Source organism: Coriobacteriia bacterium, assembly GCA_013336165.1.
Classification (GTDB): Bacteria; Actinomycetota; Coriobacteriia; order Anaerosomatales; family JAAXUF01; genus JAAXUF01.
The window spans coordinates 105934-131779 of record JAAXUF010000006.1 but is presented as its reverse complement, the minus strand read 5'-3'; the positions used below and the strand labels follow the sequence as shown (position 1 = coordinate 131779).

At 62.2% G+C, this 25846-nt stretch carries 20 protein-coding genes; 12 read left to right on the top strand and 8 right to left on the bottom strand.

The features are described from left to right. Positions 1-155: 155 nt before the first annotated feature. Positions 156-581: a peptidylprolyl isomerase gene (locus HGA39_06300; GenBank protein ID NTW28955.1), complete on the bottom strand. Its 426-nt coding sequence runs from the start codon at positions 579-581 to the stop codon at positions 156-158. Positions 582-722: 141 nt separating this feature from the next. Here HGA39_06300 and HGA39_06295 point away from each other — a divergent pair, with 141 nt between their 5' ends. The 4 genes from HGA39_06295 (at position 723) to HGA39_06280 (ending at position 4375) form a co-directional block, all read left to right on the top strand. Continuing rightward, positions 723-1013 (top strand): hypothetical protein, encoded by a 291-nt coding sequence (locus HGA39_06295; GenBank protein NTW28954.1) that lies wholly within the window; start codon positions 723-725, stop codon positions 1011-1013. A gap of 90 nt (positions 1014-1103) precedes the next feature. After that, positions 1104-1565, top strand: a complete 462-nt coding sequence (locus HGA39_06290; GenBank protein NTW28953.1) for a MarR family transcriptional regulator — start codon at positions 1104-1106, stop codon at positions 1563-1565. Between the two features lie 61 nt (positions 1566-1626). Continuing rightward, positions 1627-3513 (top strand): MFS transporter, encoded by a 1887-nt coding sequence (locus HGA39_06285; protein NTW28952.1) that lies wholly within the window; start codon positions 1627-1629, stop codon positions 3511-3513. Position 3514: 1 nt separating this feature from the next. Beyond that, a complete protein-coding gene (locus HGA39_06280; protein NTW28951.1) occupies positions 3515-4375 on the top strand; it encodes an adenine glycosylase in 861 nt (286 codons plus the stop codon). Between the two features lie 33 nt (positions 4376-4408). Here HGA39_06280 and HGA39_06275 read toward each other — a convergent pair whose 3' ends face one another. The 3 genes from HGA39_06275 to larB form a co-directional block, all read right to left on the bottom strand. After that, positions 4409-5839, bottom strand: a complete 1431-nt coding sequence (locus tag HGA39_06275) for a divalent metal cation transporter (protein ID NTW28950.1) — start codon at positions 5837-5839, stop codon at positions 4409-4411. A 62-nt stretch (positions 5840-5901) separates the two neighbouring features. Next, positions 5902-7095, bottom strand: coding sequence for a nickel pincer cofactor biosynthesis protein LarC (gene larC / locus HGA39_06270; protein NTW28949.1), 1194 nt, complete (start codon positions 7093-7095; stop codon positions 5902-5904). Beyond that, the gene (gene larB, locus HGA39_06265) at positions 7092-7895 is read right to left on the bottom strand and encodes a nickel pincer cofactor biosynthesis protein LarB (GenBank protein ID NTW28948.1); all 804 of its coding nucleotides are present in this window, start codon (positions 7893-7895) and stop codon (positions 7092-7094) included. Before larB ends, larC begins: the two co-directional genes overlap by 4 nt. On the opposite strand from larB, the gene pheA reads away from it, so the two are divergent. The 5 genes from pheA (at position 7879) to serS (ending at position 14027) form a co-directional block, all read left to right on the top strand. After that, positions 7879-8799, top strand: a complete 921-nt coding sequence (pheA, locus tag HGA39_06260; protein NTW28947.1) for a prephenate dehydratase — start codon at positions 7879-7881, stop codon at positions 8797-8799. The two genes, larB and pheA, sit on opposite strands and share 17 nt — an antisense overlap. A gap of 323 nt (positions 8800-9122) precedes the next feature. Continuing rightward, a complete protein-coding gene (locus HGA39_06255) occupies positions 9123-10286 on the top strand; it encodes a hydrogenase small subunit (protein NTW28946.1) in 1164 nt (387 codons plus the stop codon). Beyond that, positions 10286-11947 carry a nickel-dependent hydrogenase large subunit gene (locus HGA39_06250; protein ID NTW28945.1) on the top strand — a complete coding sequence of 554 codons (1662 nt, stop codon included), beginning with the start codon at positions 10286-10288 and terminating at the stop codon, positions 11945-11947. Before HGA39_06255 ends, HGA39_06250 begins: the two co-directional genes overlap by 1 nt. Then, positions 11948-12586 (top strand): cytochrome B, encoded by a 639-nt coding sequence (locus tag HGA39_06245; protein NTW28944.1) that lies wholly within the window; start codon positions 11948-11950, stop codon positions 12584-12586. A 154-nt stretch (positions 12587-12740) separates the two neighbouring features. Next, positions 12741-14027: a serine--tRNA ligase gene (gene serS, locus HGA39_06240; GenBank protein ID NTW28943.1), complete on the top strand. Its 1287-nt coding sequence runs from the start codon at positions 12741-12743 to the stop codon at positions 14025-14027. On the opposite strand, the gene HGA39_06235 is transcribed toward serS, so the two are convergent. After that, positions 14024-15457, bottom strand: coding sequence for a helix-turn-helix transcriptional regulator (locus HGA39_06235; protein ID NTW28942.1), 1434 nt, complete (start codon positions 15455-15457; stop codon positions 14024-14026). The genes serS and HGA39_06235 overlap by 4 nt on opposite strands. A gap of 247 nt (positions 15458-15704) precedes the next feature. Between HGA39_06235 and HGA39_06230 the strand changes: the two genes are divergently transcribed. Next, complete coding sequence (locus tag HGA39_06230) at positions 15705-17333, top strand: FAD-dependent oxidoreductase (GenBank protein NTW28941.1); 1629 nt, start codon at positions 15705-15707, stop codon at positions 17331-17333. A gap of 88 nt (positions 17334-17421) precedes the next feature. Here HGA39_06230 and HGA39_06225 read toward each other — a convergent pair whose 3' ends face one another. Next, on the bottom strand, positions 17422-18897 hold the full coding sequence (locus HGA39_06225; protein NTW28940.1) for a helix-turn-helix transcriptional regulator: 1476 nt from the start codon (positions 18895-18897) through the stop codon (positions 17422-17424). 335 nt (positions 18898-19232) lie between these two features. Here HGA39_06225 and HGA39_06220 point away from each other — a divergent pair, with 335 nt between their 5' ends. Then, complete coding sequence (locus HGA39_06220; protein ID NTW28939.1) at positions 19233-20837, top strand: FAD-binding protein; 1605 nt, start codon at positions 19233-19235, stop codon at positions 20835-20837. Between the two features lie 61 nt (positions 20838-20898). Here the strand turns inward: HGA39_06220 and HGA39_06215 are convergent, their stop codons facing one another. Next, entirely contained in the window at positions 20899-21687 is a 789-nt protein-coding gene (locus tag HGA39_06215; GenBank protein NTW28938.1) for an amidohydrolase, read from the bottom strand. A gap of 88 nt (positions 21688-21775) precedes the next feature. Between HGA39_06215 and zwf the strand changes: the two genes are divergently transcribed. Beyond that, the gene (zwf, locus tag HGA39_06210) at positions 21776-24151 is read left to right on the top strand and encodes a glucose-6-phosphate dehydrogenase (protein ID NTW28937.1); all 2376 of its coding nucleotides are present in this window, start codon (positions 21776-21778) and stop codon (positions 24149-24151) included. Positions 24152-24176: 25 nt separating this feature from the next. On the opposite strand, the gene HGA39_06205 is transcribed toward zwf, so the two are convergent. Further along, positions 24177-25406 (bottom strand): response regulator transcription factor, encoded by a 1230-nt coding sequence (locus HGA39_06205; protein ID NTW28936.1) that lies wholly within the window; start codon positions 25404-25406, stop codon positions 24177-24179. Positions 25407-25846 lie beyond the last annotated feature (440 nt).

Genomic DNA, 25846 nt, shown 5'->3' with positions numbered 1-25846 from the left:
GAACACCAAGAGGTACCAGCCGAAACTGAAAGGGCTGAGCCCGGAACAATTCCGGACCCAGTCCGTGGACGCCGCTTGAGACCCCTATTAAGCCGTCCAGCTTTTGGGGTCTAGTTCAGACGGGAGCCCTTCTTCAGGTGTTGTGCCGAAGTGACCTACGCCTCGACGATCTCCACGAGCTCGATCTCGAAGGTGAGGTCCTCGCCCGCGAGCGGGTGGTTCATGTCGAGCACGGCTTCTTCCTCGTTGACCTCGGCGACCATCGCGGGGATGCGCTCGCCGTTGGGGCCGGAAAGTTCGAGCATCCAGCCGACTTCGGGGGTCGATGGGAATGCCGACAGCGGGAACGTGTGCGTGGCTTCCTCGTAGCGCTCGCCGTAGGCTTCTGCTGCGGGAATGGTGACAGTGATCTTCTCGCCGACTTCAAGGCCGCTCACGGCGGCGTTGAAACCCGGAATGACCTGACCTTCGTCGACTACGAACTCGAGCGGATCGCGGCCTTCGCTGCAATCGAACTCAGAGCCGTCCGACTTTGTGCCGCGATAGTGGACGCGGACGGTATCGCCTGACTTTGGTGCCATGGTGCCTCCTTGAGGCCTGAAGCGTACTTGAATATGTATGGGCAACTTTAGCGCATTGCCCTCAGTAGCGGACAGCACGCGCCTTGCCATCTTGCTCCGCAGGGAAGGTTCCCGTGTCGGCTTGCTCCGAGAAGGGCACAATTGACGCATGGAGTTGTCAGATTGGCGCTGATGCAGTTTGATGATTGTTATCCGACACTCTCCCGCGAGGAGGACGGTTTGGGCGCGTTTTCCCCCATACGAGGAAAGTGCACGTGGTGGCGCGAAACGCCGGACGATGGCGACGCGCACAACAGCCGTGTGAAGCCCGAGAACAAGGTTGTCCGCTGCCTCTGCTTCGTGGAAGGCAAGGGCTGGGGGTTTAACACGTCGGAACTGCCCTCGGACTGCCCTGAGCGGTTTCATTGCCGCTATTACATCAAGCAGTACTAGAGAGCTTCTTCTCGGCGAGGGCTTGCCAGAATGGTTCATAGGATAGATACTTTCTGACATTAACTATCAGTCGCAGAAAGCATCGACGCCATGCCAGACACTCTCGATCCTGATTTCGGCTCCGACGACCTTGTCATCCTGGCGAAGGACATGCGGTCAAGTTGGCATGCGATGACGCATCCCGCGCATCTCCCGGGGGACCCTGAGGCATCTCACTCTCAGCAACGATGGGTGCTCGAGGCTCTCGCTCGCGGGCCGAGGCGGATGAGCGATTTGGCGGAGGGCACTTGCACATCGCAGGCGTCACTCACCGGCATTATCGACCGGATGGAGGAGCGCGGTCTGGTGGAGAGGGTCCGCCCTGCCGGCGACCGGCGTGTGGTCGAGGTCTCTCTGACCGAGGCCGGACGCCAAGAAAAGGCGCGGGTGCACGGTATCACCGTCGCGCGTCTCGGAAAGATGCTTGAACCGCTTGACGCGGCTGAACGGCTTGAGTTGATGCGCCTTTTCCGCAAGATGGCCACATCGGCTGCTGCCGGATCCAATCGCTAGAAGCTGGGAGTACCAAAGTATGGTTCTGCGCGACTTGCCCCACAAAAGAAAGATGCACATATTGGCCGGTGTATTGCTGGCGATGCTGCTCGGCGCGCTCGACGGCACCATCGTGGGACCCGCCATGCCCAAGATCGTGCAGGATCTGGGAGGCATGGCGCTCCTGTCTTGGGTCTTCACCATTTATTCGCTCACATCCACCATCGCCATTCCGATCATTGGGAAGCTTTCCGACCTGTATGGCCGCAAGTGGTTCTACCTTGTAGGTATCGCTGTGTTCATGCTGGGATCGGGCCTGTCTGGCACATCGGGTGAGCCGTGGATGAACAGCATCTTCACGACGCTCACCGGGGATTCACACCAGATGATCCAGCTCATCGTGTTTCGCGGCCTGCAGGGCATTGGCGGTGGGATGATGATGGCCAACGGCATGGCGATCATCGGCGACATGTTCGACTCACGCGAGCGGGGCCGGTATCAGGGCGTGATGGGCGCTGCGTTCGGCTTCGCATCGGTGTTCGGTCCTGCGATCGGCGGCTGGCTTACCGATTCGTTGTCGTGGCACTGGATCTTCCTCGTGAACATCCCGATAGGCTTCGTCGCGCTCGGCGTCTTGGCCGCTACGCTGCCAAAGGCCGAGCACGGGCAGAACCACCGGATCGACTGGTGGGGCGCCACCGCGCTTACGGCCGGCGTCGTGCCTCTGCTGCTCGCCTTGAACTGGGGCGGGTCTGAATACGCGTGGAATTCGAGGACGATCCTGCTCCTGTTCGCTGCCGCATTTGTAGCGCTCACGTTGTTCGTTCTTCGCGAGGCGAAGGCCTCGGAGCCGATTCTGGATATACGGCTGTTCCGCGATCGCGGGTTCTCGGCGAGCATGATCGTGCTCTTTCTGTCGGGCGTGGGAATGTTCGGCTCGATTATGTTCCTGCCGACGTTCATGCAGATCGTTCAGGGCGGCACGGCGTCGAGTTCGGGCGTCTTGCTGACGCCGATGATGATCGGGATGATCGTGGCTTCGGTCTCGGGGGGCCAGATCATCTCCAGCACCGGGCGCTACAAGAGGCTTGGCATTGGCGGCCTCGCGGTTGCGACGGTTGGCCTGTTCCTGCTCTCAAGGCTGACGGTTGATGCGGGTAACCTCGCGGTCGTCCTGCCGATGGTGATGGTCGGGGCCGGTATCGGCGTGACCATGCCGCTGTTCACGATTTCGCTCCAGGCGCAGTTTCAGGATCGCATCGGTGAGGTCACCGGTGCGATGCAGTTCTTCCGCTCGATCGGCGGCACCATGGGAGTTGCGCTGCTGGGTGGCGTCATGAATGCTTCGATGCGAACCGACCTCATGAGCCGCATTGGCGACAAGGGGCTGCCGCAGCTCCAGACGCTGTGGGCAACGGGCGCGCAGCCCGGCCCGTTTTCCGCAGAGGGCCTGAAGGCTATGGTTGCCGCGTTGGGTGACAAGATCCCCAACGGCGCCGAGTCGATATTCACCGACTTCGTCGGAGGCCTCAAGACCGTGGTCGACGGTGGCATTTCAGAATCGTTCGATCCCAGCGGTCTGCTCAACGTGAGCCTGTTTGAAGTTGTCGGGGGTGTCGTGGCCAAAGTGCAGGGGAGTCTGCCTGCTGCGACGGCCTCGCAGCTGCACCTCACCGACGTGTGGGCGACGCTTGTTCTCGACCTGAAGCTCGCTCTCACCTCGGGTGTGACGTCCGCGTTCTTCTACGCGGGCATCCTGATGGCGCTGGCTTTTGTCGGCATGTGGTTTGTCGCCGAGGTGCCGCTCCACGGCCGTGCGCATCTCGCAACCGCCGAAGAAGTGGGTGCCGAGCTTCTGGTCGAAGAGGCCATGCTTGCCGCCGATGATGAGCCGGTGATCGTCGACGTGCCCGGCCACCAAAACGTGCGGGGCGAGGTCGCCGGCGACCTTCCGAAGCGGCATCGCTAGCATGTCGCGCCAGCCCGCCTTGGGCGATTTCGTGAAGCTGGTCGTTTCCGAGGGTGGACTGCGTTACCGCGATTTTCCGTGGCGCCGGACGCGCGATCCGTACGAGATACTCGTCTCCGAGGTGATGCTGCAGCAGACGCAGGTCGCCCGCGTGCTCACGCGCTTCCCCGAGTGGCTCGCCGAGTTCCCGACGATTGACGCGCTCGCTGTCGCACCGCTGGAGGCTGTCCTTCGAGCGTGGCAGGGTCTCGGCTACAATCGCCGCGCGGTCGCCCTCAAGCGTGCCGCCGAGCAGGTCGCCGAGACCAGCGGCGGGCAGCTTCCGGCCGACGAGGCCTCATTGCGCGCGCTGCCGGGCGTGGGCGCGGCGACCGCGGCCGGTGTGCTGGCGTTCGCATTCGACTTGCCGGCGGTCTACCTGGAGACCAACGTCCGCGCCGTCTTCTTGCACGAGCTGTTCGCGGATCTCGACGCAGTGCCGGATCGCGAGATCCTGCCTCTCGTCGCAGCGGCCGTGGCGGAGGCTTCGCGTCAAGGCATCGGGCCTCGGCCGTGGTACTACGCCCTCCTCGACTACGGGTCGCATCTCAAGCGCACGCAGCCCAACCCCTCGCGGCGCAGCGCGCACCATGCGCGCCAGTCAGCTTTCGAGGGCTCCCATCGGCAGAAGCGGGCCGCGCTGCTCCGTGACGTCATCGCCGAGCCGGGCCGCACCGCCGACGACTACGCCGCAGATCTCGCGGCCTCAGAGCGCGCAGCCGGACGCACACCGCCGCGCACGGGCGAGGTGTTCGCGATCCTAGAGTCGCTTGCAGCAGAAGGCTTCCTTGCGCGCGCGGCCGACGGCTGGTTCGTGGCTTAGGAGTAGTCCCGGGGATGCCGGACGAACGGCTGATCACTTCCCCAGAGCGGCAAAGATCATAAGCGCAATTGAGCTGCCGCCCATGAGGATAGTCACAAACCACCCCCAGAAGTTCACCCATCGCGGGTTCGTGAAGCTGCCCATCACCTTCTTGTCTCGGCCGATTCTGAAGATGAAGAACATCAGGATTGGCGCGATGCTCCCGTTGACGATGGCGGCGTAGTAGAGCGCTTTGATGGGATTGATACCGACGAAATTTAGTAGCATGCCGGCAAGCATGGATAGCATGATGATCCAGTAGAAGCCTTTTGCTGACCTGAACTTCTCGCTCAGCCCCTCATGCCATTGGAAGAGTTCAGCGACAGCATATGCCGATGCGCCTGCCAGAACGGGAACGGCAAGGAGCCCGACCCCGAAGATCCCAATCGTGAACAGCAGAGAGGCAAAATTGCCGGCCAGTGGTTTGAGTGCCGCCGCAGCCTGCTGGGCCGTGTCCACATTGGTGATGCCGTTGTCATGCAGGACGAAAGCGGTCGTCACGATGATGAACAGGAAGACGACGTTGGCCAGCGCCATGCCGGTGTAGGTGTCCTTGCGCATCTCGGAGATTTCGTGTGTCAGGACTGTGGTTCGGAAGTCGCCCAGCTCGCCCTCATCGCGCTCCTGCTCGACCTCTTCGGAGGCTTGCCAGAAGAACAGATAGGGCGTGATCGTCGTACCCATTACGGCGACCATGGCTGCAAGGAATCCAGCATTGAGCTGGATCTGCGGAATCGCGAGGCTTCGCAGAACCGCCATCCAGTCGGGTTTGATGACGAAGCCGGTCACGATGTAGGCAAGCAGCGACAGCGTCAGCCACTTGAGGATGCGGGAGTAGCGGTGGTAGGGCACCAGAATTTCCAGTGCCGTGATGGCGGCCGTCAGCACGAGGACGGCTTCGATGAAGCCGATCGGGACGAGCAGCTGCAACGATGCGGCCATGGCTCCTATGTCAGCCCCGATATTCACCGTATTCGCGATAAGCAGCAGTCCTACCAGCGGATATAGCAGGCGCTTGCCGTAGCGGCGGCCGATAACGTGTGCCAGCCCGGTCTGTGTCACGATCCCGATGCGTGCCACGGTTTCCTGCACCGCGATCATCATCGGCAACAGGTAGACGGCCAGCCACGACAGCCCCAAACCATAGGTTGATCCCACTGCCGAGTACGTCCCGATGCCCGACGGGTCATCGTCGGAAGCGCCGGTGATGAGTCCCGGGCCGAGCGTCTTCAGGTAGGAACCGTGATGCTTTCGAGCCAACTCGTCCGGCGTGTCGGCGTAGCGCCGCAGTTCTGCGTCGGAAACCAGAAGCTGCCCGCCCTCGAGGTCTGCCTTGAGGTTTCCGGTTCTGATGAGGAACGCCAGTTTGCGGACGGGAATGCCGGACTGGGTGCTTGCTTCGTGGAGGGTGAGCTTGTTGGGCATGGGCGGCTCTCCTGTGATGCCCCCGCCACGACTCTCCTAGGAGTCTCGCGAAAGGGTCACGACTATTCCTCGTCCGAGTAGGCCAGCAGGCGCGCAATCTCACGCGCGATCTCACCGTAGGGCTGTCCGGTACGCCGCGCGATCTCGGCGACGTCGTCGTGCTCCGGCCGCACGCATCCGGCACCCAGCTTGACTCGCGCCGGCCCCCACTGCGTCTCGACCTCGCGTACCTCGCGCTCGGCGAGGTGTCGCACACACGGCCGCATCCGCACGCCAAGCGACCCGGTGAGCTCGACGATCCGCGCCGCGAACCGCTCGGCTGCGGCGGGCTCGGCAAGCACCGACAGCATCACCGCCGCGCGACCCTTCTTCATCACGATCGGCGTTTGCCACACGTCCGGCGCGCCCTCGGCCAACAGCTCCTCGGCAGCAAATGCGAGCTGCTCTGCCGAGAGGTGGTCGATGTTGGTCTCCAGCACGACGACCTCGTCGCGGGAGCTACCCTCATCATTCGCAGTCTCGCCCAGAAGGAGGCGACACACGTTCGCCGAGCCGATCTCACGCGTGCCCGTGCCGAAGCCCTGCGCAACGACGCGCATCGGCGGCACGGGCCCGAAGGTGGCGGCGAGGGCGGCGAGGAGTGCGGCGCCGGTCGGCGTGGTGAGCTCGATGGCGGCAGGACCGGAGACGACGGGGATGCGCCCGGTCGCCAACAGCTCCGCGGTTGCGGGGGCAGGCACCGGAAGCGCGCCGTGCGAAGTCTCCACTGTGCCCGAGCCGACTGCGACCTCTGTCGCGATGAGCCGCGTGACGCCTAGGGCGTGCAGCCCTGCGCAAACGCCGACCACGTCGGTGATGGAGTCGATCGCACCGACCTCGTGGAAGTGGACGCTGTCAGGCGAGGTTCCGTGGATGCGCGCTTCGGCAATCGCGAGCATCTCAAACGCACGCAACGCGCTCTCGCGGACGGGAGCGTCAAGATCGGCGCCTTCGAGAAGCGTGCGCATGTCGGCCCAGGTGCGCGAATGCGGCTGCCCCTCGGCGGTCACGCGCACACCGAGCGCGCTGATTCCGTGGGAGTTCCGGCGCTCCACGTCGATGCGCGCCTCGGGCGCCAGCTTCGCGATGACCGCGCGCAGGTCGTCGGCGGAAAACCCGGGCCCGCTCTGCTCGGCGAGACGCGTTCCGGCGTCGAGTACGGCGCCCAAGAACTTGTCGCCGGACACGCCGGTCGAGCAGTCGAGGTGAGCTATCACGGGGTCACCTCGGCTTGAGCGAAGCGTACCGGTGGGCGATTCACGCGTGACGCGAGCACCGCCGCGCCAAAGCCGTTGTCGATGTTGACGACGCCGATCCCGGCAGCGCACGAGTTCAGCATCGTGAGCATCGCCGAGAACCCGCCGAGGTTTGCGCCGTAGCCCACGCTCGTGGGCACCGCGACTACGGGGACGTCGACGAGGCCGGCCACAATCGAGGGCAGTGCGCCCTCCATGCCCGCCACGGCAATGATCACCCGTGCCGAGCGCAGCGTGTCGGTGTGCGCGAGCAGGCGGTGCATGCCGGCGATGCCCACGTCGTAGAGGCGCGTGACGCGCGAGCCCATGGCCTCGGCGCAGACAGCGGCCTCCTCGGCGACCGGGATGTCCGCGGTGCCGCCGGTGGCGATGACGATGTGGCCGTCGCGCGGAGGCGCCAAACGGCGGTCGACCGCGATGACGCGGGCATCTTCGTGCCAGACGGCGTCGGGCGCCACCTCGAGGACGGCGTCGGCCTGCTCACGCGTCGCCCGCGTGCCCAGCAGCACGTCACCGTGCGACAGTATCTCGCGCGCGATGGCGCCAACCTGGGCGGCGGACTTGCCTTGGCAGAAGATCACCTCAGCAAACCCGGTTCGGGCTTCTCTCGCATGGTCGACCCGCGCGTCGATGCGGGCTGTGCGTGCACAGCCGGGGACCTCGGTAAACGGCGCCGGCGCTATTCTGCGTGCGGCGTCATCGGGTGACAGTTCGCCTTCAGCGACGGCGCGCAGCAGGTCGATGATGTTCTCGGAATGCAATGGCTCTCCAAGCTTCCAGGGGCCAGTCGTCTATACTTGTACCACGATTAGGCTGGCGAGACAGCGACAGGAGCTGAAAGAACCGATGGCCCGCTACGCTTTTCTTGGCCCGGAAGGGACGTTTTCGGAAGAGGCACTCTTCAAACTCGACATACCCGACGTTGAGCCGGTTTCGTGTACGAGTATCGGAGAAGTGTTCGAGTTGGTCGAACGCGGTCAGGCAGAAGCCGGGATCGTGCCGATCGAAAACTCCGTCGAAGGATCCGTGTCCGATACTCTCGATGCGCTGGCGTTTGACACCTCGCTGGAGATCCAGTCCGAGCTTGTGTTAGACATCCACCACGCAGTCGTTGTCGCGCCGGGCGTCAAGCTCTCGGAAGCAACCTCGGTGGTGGCGCATCCGCAGGCCAGCGGCCAGTGCCGCCGTTGGCTTGCCCGCAATCTACAAGGACGTCCCGTGACCGCAGCCAACTCTAACGCCGAAGCAGTCAGAACGGCGGTCGCAAACCCCGGAGTGGTTGCACTGGGACCCGTCGTGGCCGCCGAGCTCTACGGCGGAGAGGTGCTGGTTCGTGACGTTGAGGATTATGCCGGCAATCAGACGCGGTTCGTGGTTATCGGCCGAGGTGTTAATCCGCGCACAGGCCGAGACAAGACTTCGCTGGCGCTCTTCCTGAAGCGCGACAAGCCGGGCGCGTTGCTGATGATTCTCTCCGAGTTCGCCTACGGCGAGATCAACCTGACCAAGATCCAGTCTCGGCCGACGAAGCAGGCGCTGGGGGAGTACATGTTCTTCGTCGACCTCGAGGGGCACATGGAAGACCCCGATGTTCGCACAGCTCTCGATTGCCTGCGTCTGAAGCTTCGAGAGGTGAAAGTGCTTGGGAGCTATCCGCGCGCATAAAGCGGCAGGATAGGGTATAGGAGTACCGTTCCCCCTACATTCTTTGCCGTTCACGGATGGGGCGGCGGGCGGGTTCGCTCCGGAATATATTACTGGTAGCATGCACACATGCTGATAGGAGGCGGAAGGCGCCGCCCAGTTGCTAGATCTGATCACTGCCGTGCGTGCCCGGCGACATTACCGCCGAGGTTTGATGTGTCCGCTCGATAGGGTCGAAAGGAGAGGAGGGGAGAGACTGAGGTTCCGGCCCGGACTTCATATGCCGCCGTGCGCACGACGTCATATTCCTGAACGTAGAGCACCAAAGGATTGGAGGCACGCCCATGCCTGGTAAGAACGGCGTGCTGCCGCAGGAATTGAAAGCCCGCGGCATCACGCGCCGCGACTTCACCAAGTTTTGCGCTTCGATAGCGGCCATTCTCGGCCTCGAAGCAAGCGCAATTCCGGAAGTCGCAGCCGCTGTTACCAAAGCATCATCGCTCAAGCCGGTAGTCTGGCTCGAGGCTGGTTCGTGCAGTGGATGCACCGAATCGACCGCACAGGCCGACTACCCGGATGTCGCAACCATCGTGTTGGACATCCTGTCCGTGAACTACAGTGAGACCCTTATGGCCGCCGCGGGTTACACCGCAGCGCAGGCCAAAGAAGACACCATTCACGCCGGTGGCTACATCCTCATCTATGAGGGGTCAGTCATGACCGCCTGGGACGGTGCCGCTCTCATGATCGGTGGTCCCGATGGTGAGCAGGTCAAGGGTACCGAGGAGCTCAAGGTGGCCGCCAAGGGTGCCGAGGCGATCATCGCCGTCGGGTCTTGCGCCGTTGACGGCGGCTGGGTTGCAGCCGACCCGAACCCCGCCGGCGCCATGGGAGTCCAGAAGTTCCTCGAGCAGGAGGGCATCAAGAAGCCGCTCATCAACCTTCCGATGTGCCCGGTCAACCCCGAGCATCTTGTCGCAGTGGTCATCGACTACCTGCTGCTCGGCAAGGTTCCCGCACTCGACGAGCATCTTCGCCCCAAGCTCATGTTCGGGCAGACCATTCACGACAACTGCCCCCGCCGTGGCCACTTCGAGAACGGCGAGTTCGTCTATCAGTTCGGTTCCGAGGAAGAGGCCAAGGGTTATTGCCTCTATCCTATGGGCTGCAAGGGTCCGCAGACCAAGACCAACTGCCCGATCGTGCGCTGGAACAAGCGTGTGAGCTGGTGTGTCGAGGCAGGTGCTCCCTGTATCGGTTGCGGCAACCTGAACTGGGTCGACGCCGATGGTCCATTCTTCAAGCGCATGCGCAACCTGGAGGTTCTCGGCGGCGTTCAGCCGACGACCATCGGGCTCGGAGTCACCGGAGTCGTGGCGGCAGGTCTTGTCGTTCACGGACTCGGCATGAAGGCTGCCGGCCGCGCCGGTGCTGCTAATGCCGGCGGACCGACCGAAGCTGTTAAGGAATATGACCGCAAGCGAGCCGGGAAAGGAGGCGACCAATAATGGCGAAAACCCGTACACTCATCGACCCCGTTACTCGTATCGAGGGTCATCTGCGTATAGAACTCGAGGTTGAGAACGACAAAGTCACCGACGCTTGGGTCAGCGGTACGCTCTTCCGCGGACTCGAGTTGATAATGAAGGGCCGTGCCCCTCAGGACGCATTCTTCATCTCTCAGCGTATCTGTGGTGTGTGCCCTGTTTCTCACGGCCACACCTCGACCATGGCGACCGATAAGGCGTTCAATATCGCGATCCCCAACAACGCGCGTATTATCCGCAACCTGATCGAAGGCGCCCAGTTCCTGCACAGCCACATTCTGTGGTTCTATCAGCTGGCCGCCCTAGACTGGATCGACGCATCCAAGGCCCTTAAGGCCAACGTCGCCGACACCCATGCCCTCGCCGAGAAGGCCGGTACCAGCGGTGCCGACTTCGGCGCCGTGCAGAAGCACCTGAAGGCTCTTGTCGACGGTGGGCAGATGTCGATCTTCTCGGGTGCATGGTTCGGTAACGACGCCTATGCCAAGAAGATGCCGCCGGAGTTGAACCTCATCGCCGTCGCGCACTACCTGGAAGCTCTGCACATGCAGTCCGAGGCCTCTGCGGTTGCAGCCATCATGGGCGGCAAGATGCCGCACATCATGACCTCGATTCCCGGTGGCACGACCTTCGTTCCCACCGAGGAGAAGCTCGACGGGATCCTGTTCCGCCTGCTCAAGGTTCGCGACTGGGTCCAGAACACCATGATTCCGGATACCCTGGCGATCGCGCCGTTTTATCCTGAAGCACTTGGCTATGGACAGGGTGTCGGAAAGTTCCTCGCCTACGGTGTCTTCGAGGCAAAATCCATGAAGGCCAGCGATCGTTACCTACCGCCGGGCGTCATCAGAAGCGGCCTCAAGGTCGAGGACGTCGATCAGTCCAAGATCCTCGAGTTCGTCGACAGCTCGTTCTACGAGGCTCAGGACGGCAACAAGAATCCGGCCGTCGGATCCACTCACCCCATCGCCCCGGTGTACGACACCGAGAAGTCGGGCGGCAAGTACAGCTGGTCCAAGTCGCCTCGCTACGATGGCGTTCCGCTGGAAGTCGGCGGTCTGTCCCGTATGCTCGTCGCCTATCTGCGCGGCGTTCCCAGGGTCAAGGAACTGGTCGACGGTGCCCTCAAGGCCCTCGGCGCAGCCGGCAAGCCCGAGGTACTCGTTTCGACGCTCGGTCGTGTGGCTGGCCGCAACCTCGAAGCCCTCTACGTCGGCGAGCTCATGATCGACCAGGTCAACGAGCTCATCGCGAACCTCAAAGGCGGGGACTCGAAGTTCTTCCAGTCCTACAATGATGACCAAGGCGCTGGCGTTGGCATGTGGGAGGCTCCTCGCGGCGCTCTTCTGCATGCGACCAACGTCAAGAACCACAAGATCGAGAACTACCAGTGCATCGTACCGTCGACGTGGAACATCTCGCCCCGCACCAAGGACGGCGTTCGCGGTCCGATGGAGCAGGCCCTCATCGGCAACCCGTGCACCAACCTCAAGCAGCCGCTCGAGGCACTGCGTACGGTTCACAGCTTCGACCCGTGCATCGCTTGCGCCGTGCATGTGACGAGCGTCAAGACCGGGGCAGAGACGACCATCTGGACCGGTCCCGCGATGGGGGTGAGGTAAATGTCACACGCTTTTTATCGTGAGGAGCACCCTCTGGTCTTCGTGTTCACGCACTGGATCAACCTGCTCTCCATGATCTTCCTGACCCTGTCGGGCTTCTATATCCACTTCCCGATCGTGCCGGGTCTGATGGGCGTGGCTCGTGGCGCGCACTTCTTCTGGATGTTTGTCGTGCTCATCAACCTGGTGGTCCGAATCGTTCTCGCGTTCATCGTGAAGGATGCCAACCAGCAGGCTTCACGCGTGATCGCTGGCGCAGACATCAAGAACTTCCTCCCCCAGAAGGAGAACCGTCACCAGCTTTGGCCGACGGTCAAGTACTACCTGTTCCTGAAGAAGGAGCACCCGATCCAGGCCAAGTACAACCCGCTGCAGAAGGTCTCGTATGCCGCGACCGTTCTGCTGACCCTTCTCGCCGCCTACACCGGGTTTTCCCTGTGGGGTCCGACGATGGACTGGTCGCTCTTCCACGCGGGTACGGAGGCCGTTGGCGGTCTCATGTCGATGAGGATCATCCACTACTTCGTCATGTGGACCGTCCTGATCTTCGCCGGTGTGCACGCCTATCTGGCCAGCATCTTCGGTACCCCCGCCCTGAAGATCATGTTTGCTTGGAAAGAGACCCCTGCCGAGCACTAGTCGCCAAGGGAACGCATCTCAGCACTAGCGGAAAGGTCTCGGCACATTGCCGGGGCCTTTCCTTATGGCTTGCGAAATCGGGCGGGTGCCGGCTTTCAGATATACTTCTCGGCAGTTCGCCTGCGACGTCCTTGACCCGCCTTGGAGGCTCTCCATGCTTGACGCCCGCTATGTCCGAGACAATCCCGAGATCGTTCGCGAGGCGCTCGCGGCCCGCAACTCGTCGTGGGACCTCGACAGCTTTCTCGCGCTCGATGTGGAGCGGCGTCGCCTCATCGCCGAGGTCGAGGGGCTGCAGGCTCGGCGCAACGATGCCAGCAAGGCGATCGGCGCGCTGATGCAGCAGGGACGGCGCGAGGAGGCGGAAGGCGCCAAGGAAGACGTACGGTCCATCAACGAGCTGATCACGACCTTCGACGCGCACCTCGAGGCGGTCGAGCGCGATACGAAGCTCCTGTTGCAGACCGTCCCAAACCTTCCGGATGCATCTGTGCCCGTCGGGCTTGATGAGAGCGGCAACATCGAGACCAAACGCTGGGGCACGCCTCCGGAGTTCAGCTTCGACGCGCTCCCGCACTGGGACCTCGGGCCGGCGCTGGGCATCATAGACTTCGAGCGCGGTGTGAAGCTGGCCGGTGCGCGGTTCGTGCTGCTCGGCGGCATGGGTGCTCGGCTGGAGCGCGCGCTCATCAACTTCATGCTCGACACGCACGCCGAGGCGGGGTATCGCGAGTGGTGGACGCCTGCGCTCGCGAATGCCGAGACGCTCACCGGCACCGGGCAGCTACCCAAGTTCGAGGAAGACCTCTACAAGACCGGCGAGGGGCTCTACCTGATCCCGACCGCCGAGGTCATGCTCACCAACATCCATCGCGATGAAGTGCTTGATGGGGAGACGCTTCCCCGGCACTACACCGCGTACACGCCGTGCTTCCGGGAAGAAGCCGGCAGCGCCGGCCGGGACACACGCGGGCTGATCCGCGTACACCAATTCGACAAGGTCGAGCTGGTCAAGTTCTCGCGCCCGGAGGAGAGCTTCGAGGCACTGGAGGGCATGCTCGCCGATGCGGAGCGCATTTTGCAGAAGCTCGGCCTTGCGTATCGCGTCATCGTGCTGTGTACGGGCGACATGGGGTTCTCGGCGGCCAAGACCTACGACATCGAGGTGTGGTTGCCCAGCTACAACGGCTACAAGGAGATCTCGAGCTGCAGCAACTGCACGGACTTTCAGGCCCGCCGAGCCAACATCAAGCACCAGGACGCTTCGGCGTTCAAGGGGACTCGACTGGTGCACACGCTCAACGGGTCGGGGCTCGCCGTGGGTCGCACGATGGCGGCCGTGCTCGAGAACTACCAGCGCGAGGACGGCACCGTCGAAATCCCCGAGGTGCTGCGGCCGTACATGGGTGGAGTCACGGAGATTCGCGCCGAGAAGGTTTAGCGAGGCTGCACTTCAGGCTCGGCGGTCGCGTTCAGCTGCGTTGGGAATCCTTGGCTGATCTGTACTTCCAGCTCGGCTCGGCTATGAACTCCGACCTTCGCGTAGATATGGCCGATGTGGGCCTTCGCGGTTCCGTGCGCAATGAAGAGCTCCTTCTCGATTTCGGTGATGCTATCGCCTTGCGCGAGCAGCAGCAGGACTTCCTCCTCGCGCGGGCTGAGACTGTGGCGCCTGGCGATCTCCTCGCATCGCAGAAGAATCCGCTCACGGCTGGAGATCTGACCTTGGTCGCCAAAGGAGCTCGCGAGTGATATGCCCCATCGGGAGGCGTACTCCCTCTCGCGGAAAAGGAAGCGCGACGACAGAATCACGAGGGCCGCGACAACGACAGCGACGATCTCAAGCTGGAGTGTCTGAGACACAGCGTTCGTCTGCAGCCATTTCGAGAGCGTCTCTCCCAAGAGCGAAACCACGATTGAGGCCGCGCGCGTGAAGCCCCAGATCCAGATCGCCGATACGCCGAAGCGGAAGATGATGTCGCTCAGTATCAAGGTTGTCAGGATCACGAGCCCGTAGTAGCTGGCATTGACGCAGATCTTCGCCAAAGGAGATGCTCCCCCGCCAAGCAAGGGAACCAACAGAAGCCCGAGGATCATGACGGACCAGACGACACCGTACAGCAGAACCAAGGAGAACTTTTCCCTGAAGAAGAGTACGGAGATCAGCACGAACAGACACGGAAGGATTATTCCGAGCGGCCTGTAGAGGGTCGGAGACCCTGTGAAACCCAGCCCGACTCCCCATGCGAAGTTGTACACGACCAAGAGGATGACGGGCTTCCAAGGGAATGAAGCGGCAACCGAGAACGACCCGGGACGCTTCTCCTCAGGGATGTCGCCATAACTGAGAGCCAAGGACACGGCGGAGAGGGCCGGCAAGCACACCATCACACCCATGAAGTAGGCGGGCTCCAGGCCACCCAGCACGAAGCTGATCAAAGCTCCGAACAGGAGGGAGGCGGAGTAGTAGATGGCCACTTTCGTGAAGGAGAGGGAGCCGTACACCTCGTACCACAGCAGGATGAGCGGAGCCAGTCCGATCCCGGAGAGGCCTGCCGACAGGTACAAGATGGCGACCGAGGGCGCTTCCATATAGGAGTAGGCGACGTAGAGCAAAGAGCCAACGGTCATCAGGCTCGTCGAAGCCCACAGGATCCAGCGACGCCGGTACAGCGGAGTGAGTTTTCTTGCGAGCAGGGCGATGAGAAAGAGTATTAACACAGCCGACATGTCCCAAATCACGCGCTTTGGAGAAGTCCCGAAGAAGCTGGTCCTCGTCACAGCGTCAGAATCGGGGAAGGTCGACAAGAGCCATGCCCTGTAGAGGCCGACACCCAAGAAATACAGGGGAATGCGTGGTATTCGTCCCAAAAGACGCTCCCTTTCGATCCGTTCTGTATCCCGACAGAACGCTCCGTACGAGCATACGTCATCCGGAGCAGGCTGACATCCCCATTGCCGGTTTATGGGCCGGTTTATACGAATAGGCCCGAGGGAGGGCGGAATAGGATGGCAAGCCAATACAATAACCGTCCCTTTTGGAAGATGCTTCTCTCATCGCAGCAAGGCTGCGTTGCATGTGTGATGTTCTGCCAGTACTGACGAAAGGGAGACAGACATGGATGAGAAGCTCGTCACAAGTTCCAACGGAGAGGGTGAGCAGGGAAAGGGAATCTCGAGAAGGGATCTCCTGAAGTACGGTGCACTTTCAGCTGTTGGGGTAGCGGGAACCGTCGGCCTCGGCGGCCTAGCCGGGTGCAGTAGCGCGGCCCCCGCCGCGGCTCCTACGGATCCGCTGGCGGCCCCCGCCGCGATCACGGCTGACAAGATATCTGAGACAAAGGACTTCGATGTCGTTGTTGTGGGCGCCGGAGCATCCGGCGTACCTGCGGCGTTCTCGGCTCAAGAGGCAGGCGCGAAGGTCGGGGTGCTCACGAAGGGCGCCACAGCCATGGCATCCGGAAACACCGCCACGGCCATAGTCCTGAGCAAGAGCGATCCGGCCGGTCCGGCCACACTGATGCGTGCGTATGCCGATTTGAACCAGAACAGGTGCGACTGGAAACTCATCGAGGCTTACGTCGCGAAATCGGAGGAGACTCTTGCTTGGATAATCAAGCAAGCAACCGCGGGCGGTCTCGCGCCGGTTGTGACCGCGGATACGAAGTCGGGCGCTGCCGGAGTAAGTGTGACCACTCGCGGTGCAGGGTTCTCTCCCAAGCCAATCAACCAGGCCAACGGAATGCAGGCCTTGGCGAAGTCTGCAGAGAAGGCTGGCGTTCAGTTCTTCTACAAGACGCCGGCGGTTCAGCTTGTCAAAGAGAACGGTAAGATAGTCGCCGTCATCGGCAAGACTAGCGAAGGCAAGTACATCCGTCTGAACGCCAAGAAGGGCGTCATTCTGGCGGCGGGCGACTACTCGAACAACGATGACATGGTGAAGAAGTACAACCCCGACTGCGTGAAGTTCAGCAGAAAGCAGGTAGGCGCCACAGGCGACGGTATCCTCATGGGGATGTGGGCGGATGCGGTACTCGAGCCGATTCCTCACTCCAAGATGATCCACGACATGGACAGCGGTCCAATGTGGGACGAGCCCTTCCTGCGCGTGAACGACAACGCCGAGCGCTTCGCCAACGAAGAGATCAAGATGGGCTACGTGAACAACACTCTTCGTAACCAGCCTCACACGAAGGAGGACACAGGCTGGTACTGCCAGATCTTCGATGGCAACTACACAGCACAGGTCACTGCTTGGGGCGGTCGACCGACAGCCGTCGCCTCCCTCAACAACTACATGCCTGAGTACACCGGCGAAAAGACCGGTGTATACAAGGAGCTGACCGCGACCTACTCGGCGAACACTCTTGCTGACCTTGCCAAGAAGCTCGGGCTTCCGGCGGACGCTCTTCAGAAGACCGTCGATGAGTACAACAAGGTCTGTGCGCTGGGGTACGACGCGAAGTACGGCAAGACGGCCAAGTACCTGCAGCCGATAACCACAGCGCCGTTCTATGGCATCAGGAAGCACTACAGGGTCTCGGCGATCGTGGCCGGCCTCATCATCAATGAGAACTGCCAGTGCCTTGATCCGTCCGGCAAGGTCATCCCCGGTCTGTATGCCGCGGGCATGAATGCAGGCGGAATTGCAGGCGGAATCGACTGGGCCATGACGGTCGGCGGAATGCACTTGGGTCGTTGTCACACCCAGGGACGCATCGCCGGTCAGCACGCAGCCAAGTCGTAGACTGCGACTTCAACGCGCGACACTGGGGCGGCCGGGGCATCATGCTCCGGCCGCTTCTGCGTGACGACGTGATCAGATGTGATCGGATCTACCGCCCGAGTGTCTCGGCGCTCACGCCGAGCATCTCAAAGAGCTCGTTTCGCGTATGTATGTTTAGCTTGCCGTACACATGCCCGAGGTGCGCCTTGGCGGTGCCTCTCGCAATCACGAGTTCGCGTTCGATGTCGCCGATGCTCTTTCCGAGCGCCAGTAGCTGCAGCACCTCGGCCTCTCTGGGGGAGAGGTTGTGCTGGGCGGCCAACTTCACGCACAGGTTTGCCACGCGGTTCTTTTCCTCGAGTTGATCGTCACGCTTCTCTCCGCCGAGCAGCGTGATTCCCCAGCGTGACGAGAGCTCCTTCTCCGAGAGGAAGATCATCGTGCATGCGACGATGAGCAGAACGACCGCCACTGAGATGACGGCCGACTGGGTGTTCGCAGACAGACCGATCGCGTCGAACAGGTTGTTGGTCATCCGGCCGAACCACATCACAAGAGCCCGGAAGCCCCGCTCGATGCCGAAAAGCCATACGGCGCCGACCCCATAGCGGTACGTGATGTTGCTCAGGATGAGCATGATCAGGATTGAGAACGAAGTGTAGCTCGCGGCGACGCAGAAGTTGGAGACGTGTGTGCCCACGCCCGAGAACAACGGCACAAGCAGCAAGCCTCCCACCATGAGCGGAAGCCCGACTCGGTAGATGATGGCGAAGTCGAAACTCTCGTGCCGCGACAGGACACCGACTACGACGATGGCAGCAGCTACGACGACCCCCCATGATGAATGGGGCCCCGACTCCGAGTACAGAGCGCTTTCTCTCAGGCCGTGTGCGAACGCATACACCGCCATAAGAGCCACAGGCTTCCATGGAAATGAGAACTTGCCCCACGTGCGTTTGGGCCGATCCGCCGCCGGAATCGCTCCGAAACTCATTGCCACGCATATGAGCGAGAGGATCGGCAGCGCGGTGGTGAAGATGGCGAGGTAGCTAAACACGAGCCCCTTCATCACCAGTACGACAAACGCACCCCACAGAAGCGAGAGCGAGTAGTAGAGAGCTACGCGGGTCGGGTTGAGGCAACCGAAGAATTCGGACCACAGAAGGATCATGCCGGCGGTGCCCACTCCAGCGGCTATAGCTCCCGGGAAGGCCGCCCATGTGGCGATCGCCGGGTCGTATATCGACCAGAAGCTCAAGATCGTGCCTGCCACCATGAGGGCGCCGGTTGACCACAGCACCCAACGCTTCTCGGAAATGGGGACCAGCCTTCGCGATAGAGCCGCGCAGAGCAGCAGCACGACCACCATCGCGAGATCGAACACGTCATGACCGGCGACATCCCAAGTAGGGAAGTTCACCAGAGGGCGCACGTAGACGAGTTCGATCCAGGCCCGGTAAATGCCGATTCCGAGGAAGAACAGCGGCACCTTGGGTATTTGTGCGAACCAGCCCGACCCTCGTGCCGCGGACTCCTCAAGAGCCTCGCCGTGCGAGGAAAGCTTGTCTGGCGGGTAATCGGGCATTGCAGCCACTCCGATTCACGACTGCCGTCGACAACGCGGTGAACCCAAGGATCGAGATACCCGAGCATTGTAGCCCTTGTCGCAGATCGCGTGCTCTCGGAGGGGTTTATGTGGAGAGTTTATGAAGATAGACCATGCGATCGGGGAAAGGGCTGATGTCTGAAGCCTGAGAGGGTGGGACGCTATCGCTGCGCGCTGCACAGCTGCAACCGGAGGGAGAAACCGGGGAGTGACTCTGCAAAGGGTGCGCAGCTCTTGCCATCGGATCGGGAGATCCGATTACCGAAAGGGGAACTGCATTGGATAGTTACACCAAGCACGCGCTCGAGACAGGGATTTCGCGCCGCAGCTTCATCACCGGCGCAGCGGCAGTCGCCGCGACAGCCGGCGTGGTCGGCCTCGCCGGCTGCAGTTCGAAGTCGGGTACCGCCGCGACTACGCTCGCTACCAGCACCGACGGCGGCGCGACGCTGAAATTCCTTGCCAAGCCCGCAGCCATTGCTGACAGTCAGATCAAGGCCACCAAGGAGTTCGACGTCGTTGTCGTTGGCGCTGGGGCATCCGGCGTTCCTGCCGCTCTGTCGGCCCTCGAGGCTGGAGCCAAGGTTGCGGTTCTTCAGAAAGAGAGCAAAGTAATCAGCCAGGGCAACTCTGGTACCGGCATCGATCTTGCCAAGAGCGACCCGGCAGGCGTTGAGGCCCTTGTCGCGAGGTGCATCAAAGACAACGATCACCGCGCAAGCCGCAAGCTTCTCGAGGTCTGGGCGAAGAACTCCGGTGAGGCTGTCAAGTGGGTCATCGCCAAGTCTCTTGAGGGTGGCGCCACCGTCATCGATCAGGCCAACCTGCAGCAGGGCGCGATTCTCAAGGTCAACGGTTATTCAATGAACTACGTCACCTCGTTCTTCGGCCCCAAGCCGTACACTGCCGGCGACGGTATGCAGGCTCTTGCCAAGACGGCAGCCAAAGCGGGGGTTGAGTTCTTCTACTCGACCAAGGGTGTTCAGCTTGTCCTCGACGGCTCAGGGGCGGTTACGGGCGTAATCGGTCAAGCAAGCGACGGCACCTACACCAAGTTCAGTGCCAAGAAGGGCGTCATTCTCGCCTGCGGCGACTACGAGAATAACGAGGAGATGTCGAACTACTTCTTGCCTGACATCAAGAACTACGAGCGCAAGCAACTCAACAAGACCGGTGACGGCCACATCATGGGCTACTGGGCTGGCGCCGTGATCGAGAACATCGGCCACACCAAGATGCTCCATGACTTCGATGCCGGTCCCTCAACCATGTGCGATATGCCCTTCTTGGCTGTCGACCAGAACGGCGAGCGCTTCGTCAACGAGACTGCCGAGATGTCGATCCTGAACAACTATCTCAAGCAGAAGGAAAACGCAGGCTGGTACTCGCAGATCTTTGACTCGACCTACATGACCCAGGCTGCCACGTGGCCGGGCAGGCTGGTCGATCCCGAGGGCATGAAGGTCTACATGCCGGAGGAGAAGGTCGAGCGCAAAGGCGTCTTCGAAGGCTTCATCGGCACGTACAAGGCTGATACGCTAGAGGCCTTGGCCACGAAGCTCAAGATCGATCCAACGAAGTTCGCGGCTTCGGTCAAGCGCTACAACGATCTCGTTGCGGGCGGGAAGGATCTCGACTTCGGCAAGCAGGCCGAGTATCTCAAGCCGATCAAGACCCCTCCGTTCTACGGAATCCATCGTCACCTGCGCGTCTCGGCGATTTGCTCGGGCCTCGTGGTCGATGAGCACAGCCAGTGCCTCAACGCCGATGGCAAGCCGATTAAGGGCCTGTTCTCGGTGGGCAACCAGGGCGGCGGCTTCTACGGCGGCGTCGACTATCCGCTGACTGTGTTCGGCCTCTCGCTGGGCCGCTGCTACACCTTCGGCTATGTCACGGGCAAGTACGTCGCGAAACTCTAAGTTCGCGGCATTCACTGACGCAAAGAGCCCCGATCCGGTCATTCCGGGTCGGGGCTCTTCCTTACAGCCTGAGGAGCCGCGCTGCGTTCCCGCCGAGAATCCCCTCGATCTCCTCGGGTGCGAGCGGGAGGCGTCGCAGGTGAGCGATCTCGGCGGCGGGGTCGGTCCACGGGCCGTCGGAGCCGAAGAGCACCTTCTCGGCGCCGTGCTTGCGGATGAGCGCGACGAAGTCGTCGTCGGGGAGATAACCCGGCGTGTATGCGGTGTCGATCCAGACGTTGCGGCCCGCGAGTACATGTGAGACGCCATCCCACACGCGGTAGCCGCCCATGTGCGCTAGAACGACGCGCATGTTGGGATGGCGGTCGAGCATCGTCGCGAACGCCTCGGGCGTGCCGTGGATGCCGGGATGGATCTCGTCGGCACCGGCGTGGAAGAACACGACGAGGTCGTGCTCGGTGGCAGCGCGGTAGATGGGGTCCAGGCGCGGTTCGTCCGGCGTAAACGACTGGTGCTCGGGATGCAGCTTGATGCCCTTCAGGCCGAGGGTCGCGATGCGGGCGATCTCGGCGGAGGGATCCTCGAAGTCGGGGTGCATGGCGCCGAACATCACGAGGCGGGGGTTGTCGATCTCGGCTGCCCACGTGTTGATCGAGCACACCTGACCGGGCTTCGTGGCCACCGGCTGCACCACTGAGATGTCGACGCCGGTGCGGTCCATCTCCGCGATGAGGCCGGCGAGCGTGCCGTTGTAGCGTGCGCGCAGCTGGCCCGCCGCTTCGATGGAGGGCACGGCGCTGCCGGCGATCTTGTCGGGCCAGACATGAACATGAACATCGATGATGGACAACGAAAACCGCTCCTTGTTGACGTCAAAAGGGAATCCTTAAGTGAAGCGTAACGCTTTGGGGCCGCCCATGGGTGGGAAGGGATCTCACATGTCGCAAGTACGGCAATTTTCTCCGACCATTCTCGTTGTATTCGGGCCGACGGGTGACCTGATGGCCCGCAAGGTAGTGCCGTCGCTGTTCCACCTGCGCAACCGGGGGCTTCTGCCCGAGCGCCTGTGCGTGGTGGGCTTCGGGCGCCGAGAGTGGGGCGATGCCGAACTGCAGTCCCACGTCCGCGCGATCCTGGCCGAGCGCGCGCCCGACGCGCAGAGCACCGACGTCGATGATTTCCTCGCGCTCTTCCGCTATCAGCGCGGTGCATTCGACGATGAGGCGTCGTACCGCGCGACCAAGGAACGCATCGGGAGCATCCAGGACGAGTGGGGCGTGTGCGCGAACAAGCTCTTCTACCTCGCCGTGCCGCCGGGCAACTACGAGACGATCTTTCGCCGCATCGCGGGAAGCGGGTTGGCAGACGAATGCAGCGATCTTCTCGGCTGGTCGAGGGTGCTGGTGGAAAAGCCGTTCGGGGACGACCTGGCTACGGCGCGGGAGCTCGACACGCTGCTTGGCAGCCTGTTTCGCGAGGAGCAGATCTACCGGATCGACCACTACCTCGCCAAGGAGATGCTGCAGGGCATCATGAACTTCCGCTTCGGCAACAACCTCTTCGAGAGCGAATGGAGCCGGCAGGCAATCGAGGCGATCGACATCACGCTGCTCGAAGCGATCGGCGCCGAGAAGCGCGGGGCGTTCTACGACACGGTGGGTGCCTTGCGCGATGTGGGGCAGAACCACCTGTTGCAGATGCTCGCGCTGGTGACGATGGAGCAGCCCGGGTCGGGCGATGCCGAGGCGATCCGTCAGGCGCGGGCGACGCTCATCGAAAGCCTGCGTCCGATGACGCCGGGCGAGGTCGCCGAGCACACGTTCCGCGCGCAGCACGGCGGCTTCCGCGAGATCACGGGCGTGGCGCCGTGCTCGGACACCGAGACGTACTTTCAGGTTCGCACGCACCTCGCCGGGCCGAGATGGGCCGGTGTGCCGGTGGCCATAGAGTCCGGCAAGAGCATGGGCGAGGCCTGCAAGCGCATCGTCGTGACGTTCAAGCACCCCGCCGAGTGCATGTGCGACCCGGATCAGCCGCGCACCAACCGCGTGACCTTCACACTCGAGCCGGAGGATCGCATCGAGATCACGTTCTTCGCGAAGAAGCCGGGATTCGAAGACGAAGTCGAGGAGCGGACGTTCTCGTTCTTCCTCTACGAGAAGGAGGAGAAGGCCCAGTACGTCGAGGAGTACGCGAAGCTTCTGTTCGACGCCATGCGCGGCGACCAGACACTGTTCGTCTCGACGCGCGAAGTCGACGCGGGCTGGAGATTCATCGACCCGATCATCGAAGGCTGGAAGGCTGGGCTGGTGCCGCTCGAGCATTACGAGGCCGGCACCGCCGACATCGTAATGCGGGCGGACGCGAAGCTGTCCCTGCATACTCGGCGAGGGCAGGCGGGAGTGGTGGGACTGGGCAAGATGGGCTCGGCGCTCGCGCTGAACCTGATCGGGCACGGCTGGGAGGTCGTGGGTTGGAACCGCCACCATGATGTCGCCGAGGAGCTCGCAGCCGACGGGCTGCTGCCGGCAGCGTCGTTACGCGACCTTGTGACCGCACTGGCGCCGCCGAGGACGGTGTGGATCATGCTGCCGGACGGCGCGCCGGTCGATGCGGTGCTGTTTGGCGAGGCCGCCCTCGCGGGCTTGCTCGCTCCGGGCGACACCGTGATCGACGGCGGCAACAGCCGCTACAGCGACGCCGCGCTTCGGGCGGAGCGTCTCGCCGAGACGGGCGTCCACTTTCTCGACTGCGGCACGAGCGGTGGACCCGACGGGGCCCGGCGGGGGGCGTCGCTCATGATCGGCGGCGACCGCGAGGTCTTCGAGGCGCACGAGGCGATGTTCGCCGACGTCTCCGTCGTGGGCGGCTACCTGTTCTTCCCGGGCCATGGCGCGGGACACTTCGTGAAGATGGTCCACAACGGCATCGAATACGGCATGATGCAGTCGATCGCCGAGGGCTTCCAGGTGCTGCATGCCTCGCCGTTCGGCCTCGATCTCGAAGACGTCGCCGACATCTACCAGCACGGCAGCGTTGTGGAGTCTCGGCTGGTCGGCTGGCTGAAGGAGGCGTACTCGGAGCTGGGTGACGAGCTGGAGGGCGTGAGCGGGGTCGTGGGCCACACCGGCGAGGGTGCATGGACGGTGGAGGCCGCCGAGGAGCTGGGAGTGCCGGTTCCCGCGATCGCCGACGCGCTCAAGTTCCGCGAGACTTCAGCCGAGGCTCCGAGCTACGCCGGACGAGTGCTGACCGCGCTCAGAAACGCCTTCGGCGGACACGGGCTGGGGCCGGGGGGCGGGCCGAGGCGGTAGGCGACGCAACGAAGACCCTCGAGCGTCAGGTCGGAAGTCTCGAATCTCGTGCCGGGTCGGTCCGATGCGGTCCCTCTGTGCTGCTGTACTTCCTGACGAGATCCAGCAGCTCCTCCTGCTTGTGGATACCGAGTTTCTGATGGATGTGGTTGATATGCGTTCTCGCTGTGCCGCTGGAGATCATGAGGGTTCGTTCGATATAGGGTCTAGTGCGGCCGCTGGCCAGGAGAACGAGCACTTCTTCTTCTCGCCGTGTGAGGCGGAACTGCGCGGCGATTCTCTGGGCGGCGAGAGAGATGAGCGTATGAAGGTCCTCAGCTGTCGAAGTCGTCAACAGAGGCGCGTTTTCTATGAAGTACTTGCCTAGAACGAAGGTCGCGACGAGTACGACGGCGTAGGCGAAGATGATGGAGGTCGTGCTGTGCAACACGGCATAGTCAAGATCTGGCGCAAGCCATCGACCGGCGGTCGAACTGGCGAAGAATCCCAAGAGCCACGAAACCACGACTGTCGATTTTTCGGAGAACGAGAGTGTCGTTACGGGCATGCCAAGTTTGAGCTTGAGGCCCGACAGTTGTATTGAAGACAAGATTATCCATGAAAGCCAAGCTGTCGCAGCGGCCACCCGAGATACCAAGTTGAAATTGGTCCCTGCAAAGGTAATCAGCAGTAGCCCCGCAGTCAGCAAAGGCAGGGCAGGAAGATATCGGTTGTCGAGTCGAAAGCGACTTGGAAAGGAGATCAGACCGACAAGGGTCAGGAGAAGAAGACACCCTATGCCAAGCGCCAGAGGCCGCAGTGATGTCTGATCCAGAGTCTCATATCCGCGCAAGGAATTGAGACCGGCCACCAGTCCGATAACCGAGCCGAACAGGGCTCGCGTACCGTAGAAGCTTAGGCGAGGTGCGTACCGCAGAGGTCGGGGCTGCTGCGCGGCAAGTACCGGGCGAACTGAGAGATAGAACACGGCCGACAAGAGGGGTAGGCCTGCGAATAAGACAGACGCCATGTAGGGCAAGCCGCTGACTCCTAAGGCGAAGATGGCTACCGCTAGCAGGCTCGACAATGAGACGGCACGAATGACCCGGTCGGTGTCCATCAGGGCAAACTGAAGTCCCCATAACACTAATAGGCCACTCCCTCCGACAGTCCTTGCTAGGTTGGCCGTCACGAGTAGTGCCTGGGCGGACCAGCCGAGTCCTTGAGCAAGTATCGGCATGAGGGCCCCGACCAAGCACAGGGCGATCACTGCCAATGCCAAACGTCTCCTAGCGGGAGTTCTTTGAAACAAGCCTGATATCAACGAGAGGGCGACGACTGTGGCAGCACTTGCCCCTATATAAGAGCCCACTCCAAGAGAGCCCTCTGTGGCGAGATGTAGCGAACCGCCCTGTCCTATGAGATTCCAAGCCCAATAACAGCTGGCTCCAAGAACCAAGGCCGTATCCGCCGGGAGCTGCGCCAAAACGTTAGGTCTTGCGTCATCGGGCATGTGGTCTCCTGGCAGGACGTACACCACGGTGTGTTCCGGTTCTTGAGACTCGCAGTCTTGTAGCGGTTCCGAGCGGGTCATCTGATGCCTCAGCTCCTACGAATATGACAGAGTCCGTCGATCTGTCAACGACGCCGTATGTCGGGCTCAGAGCTTTTCCAGACTCTCCTGAAGCTCTCGCTGGCCGACATGCGCCTCATTCC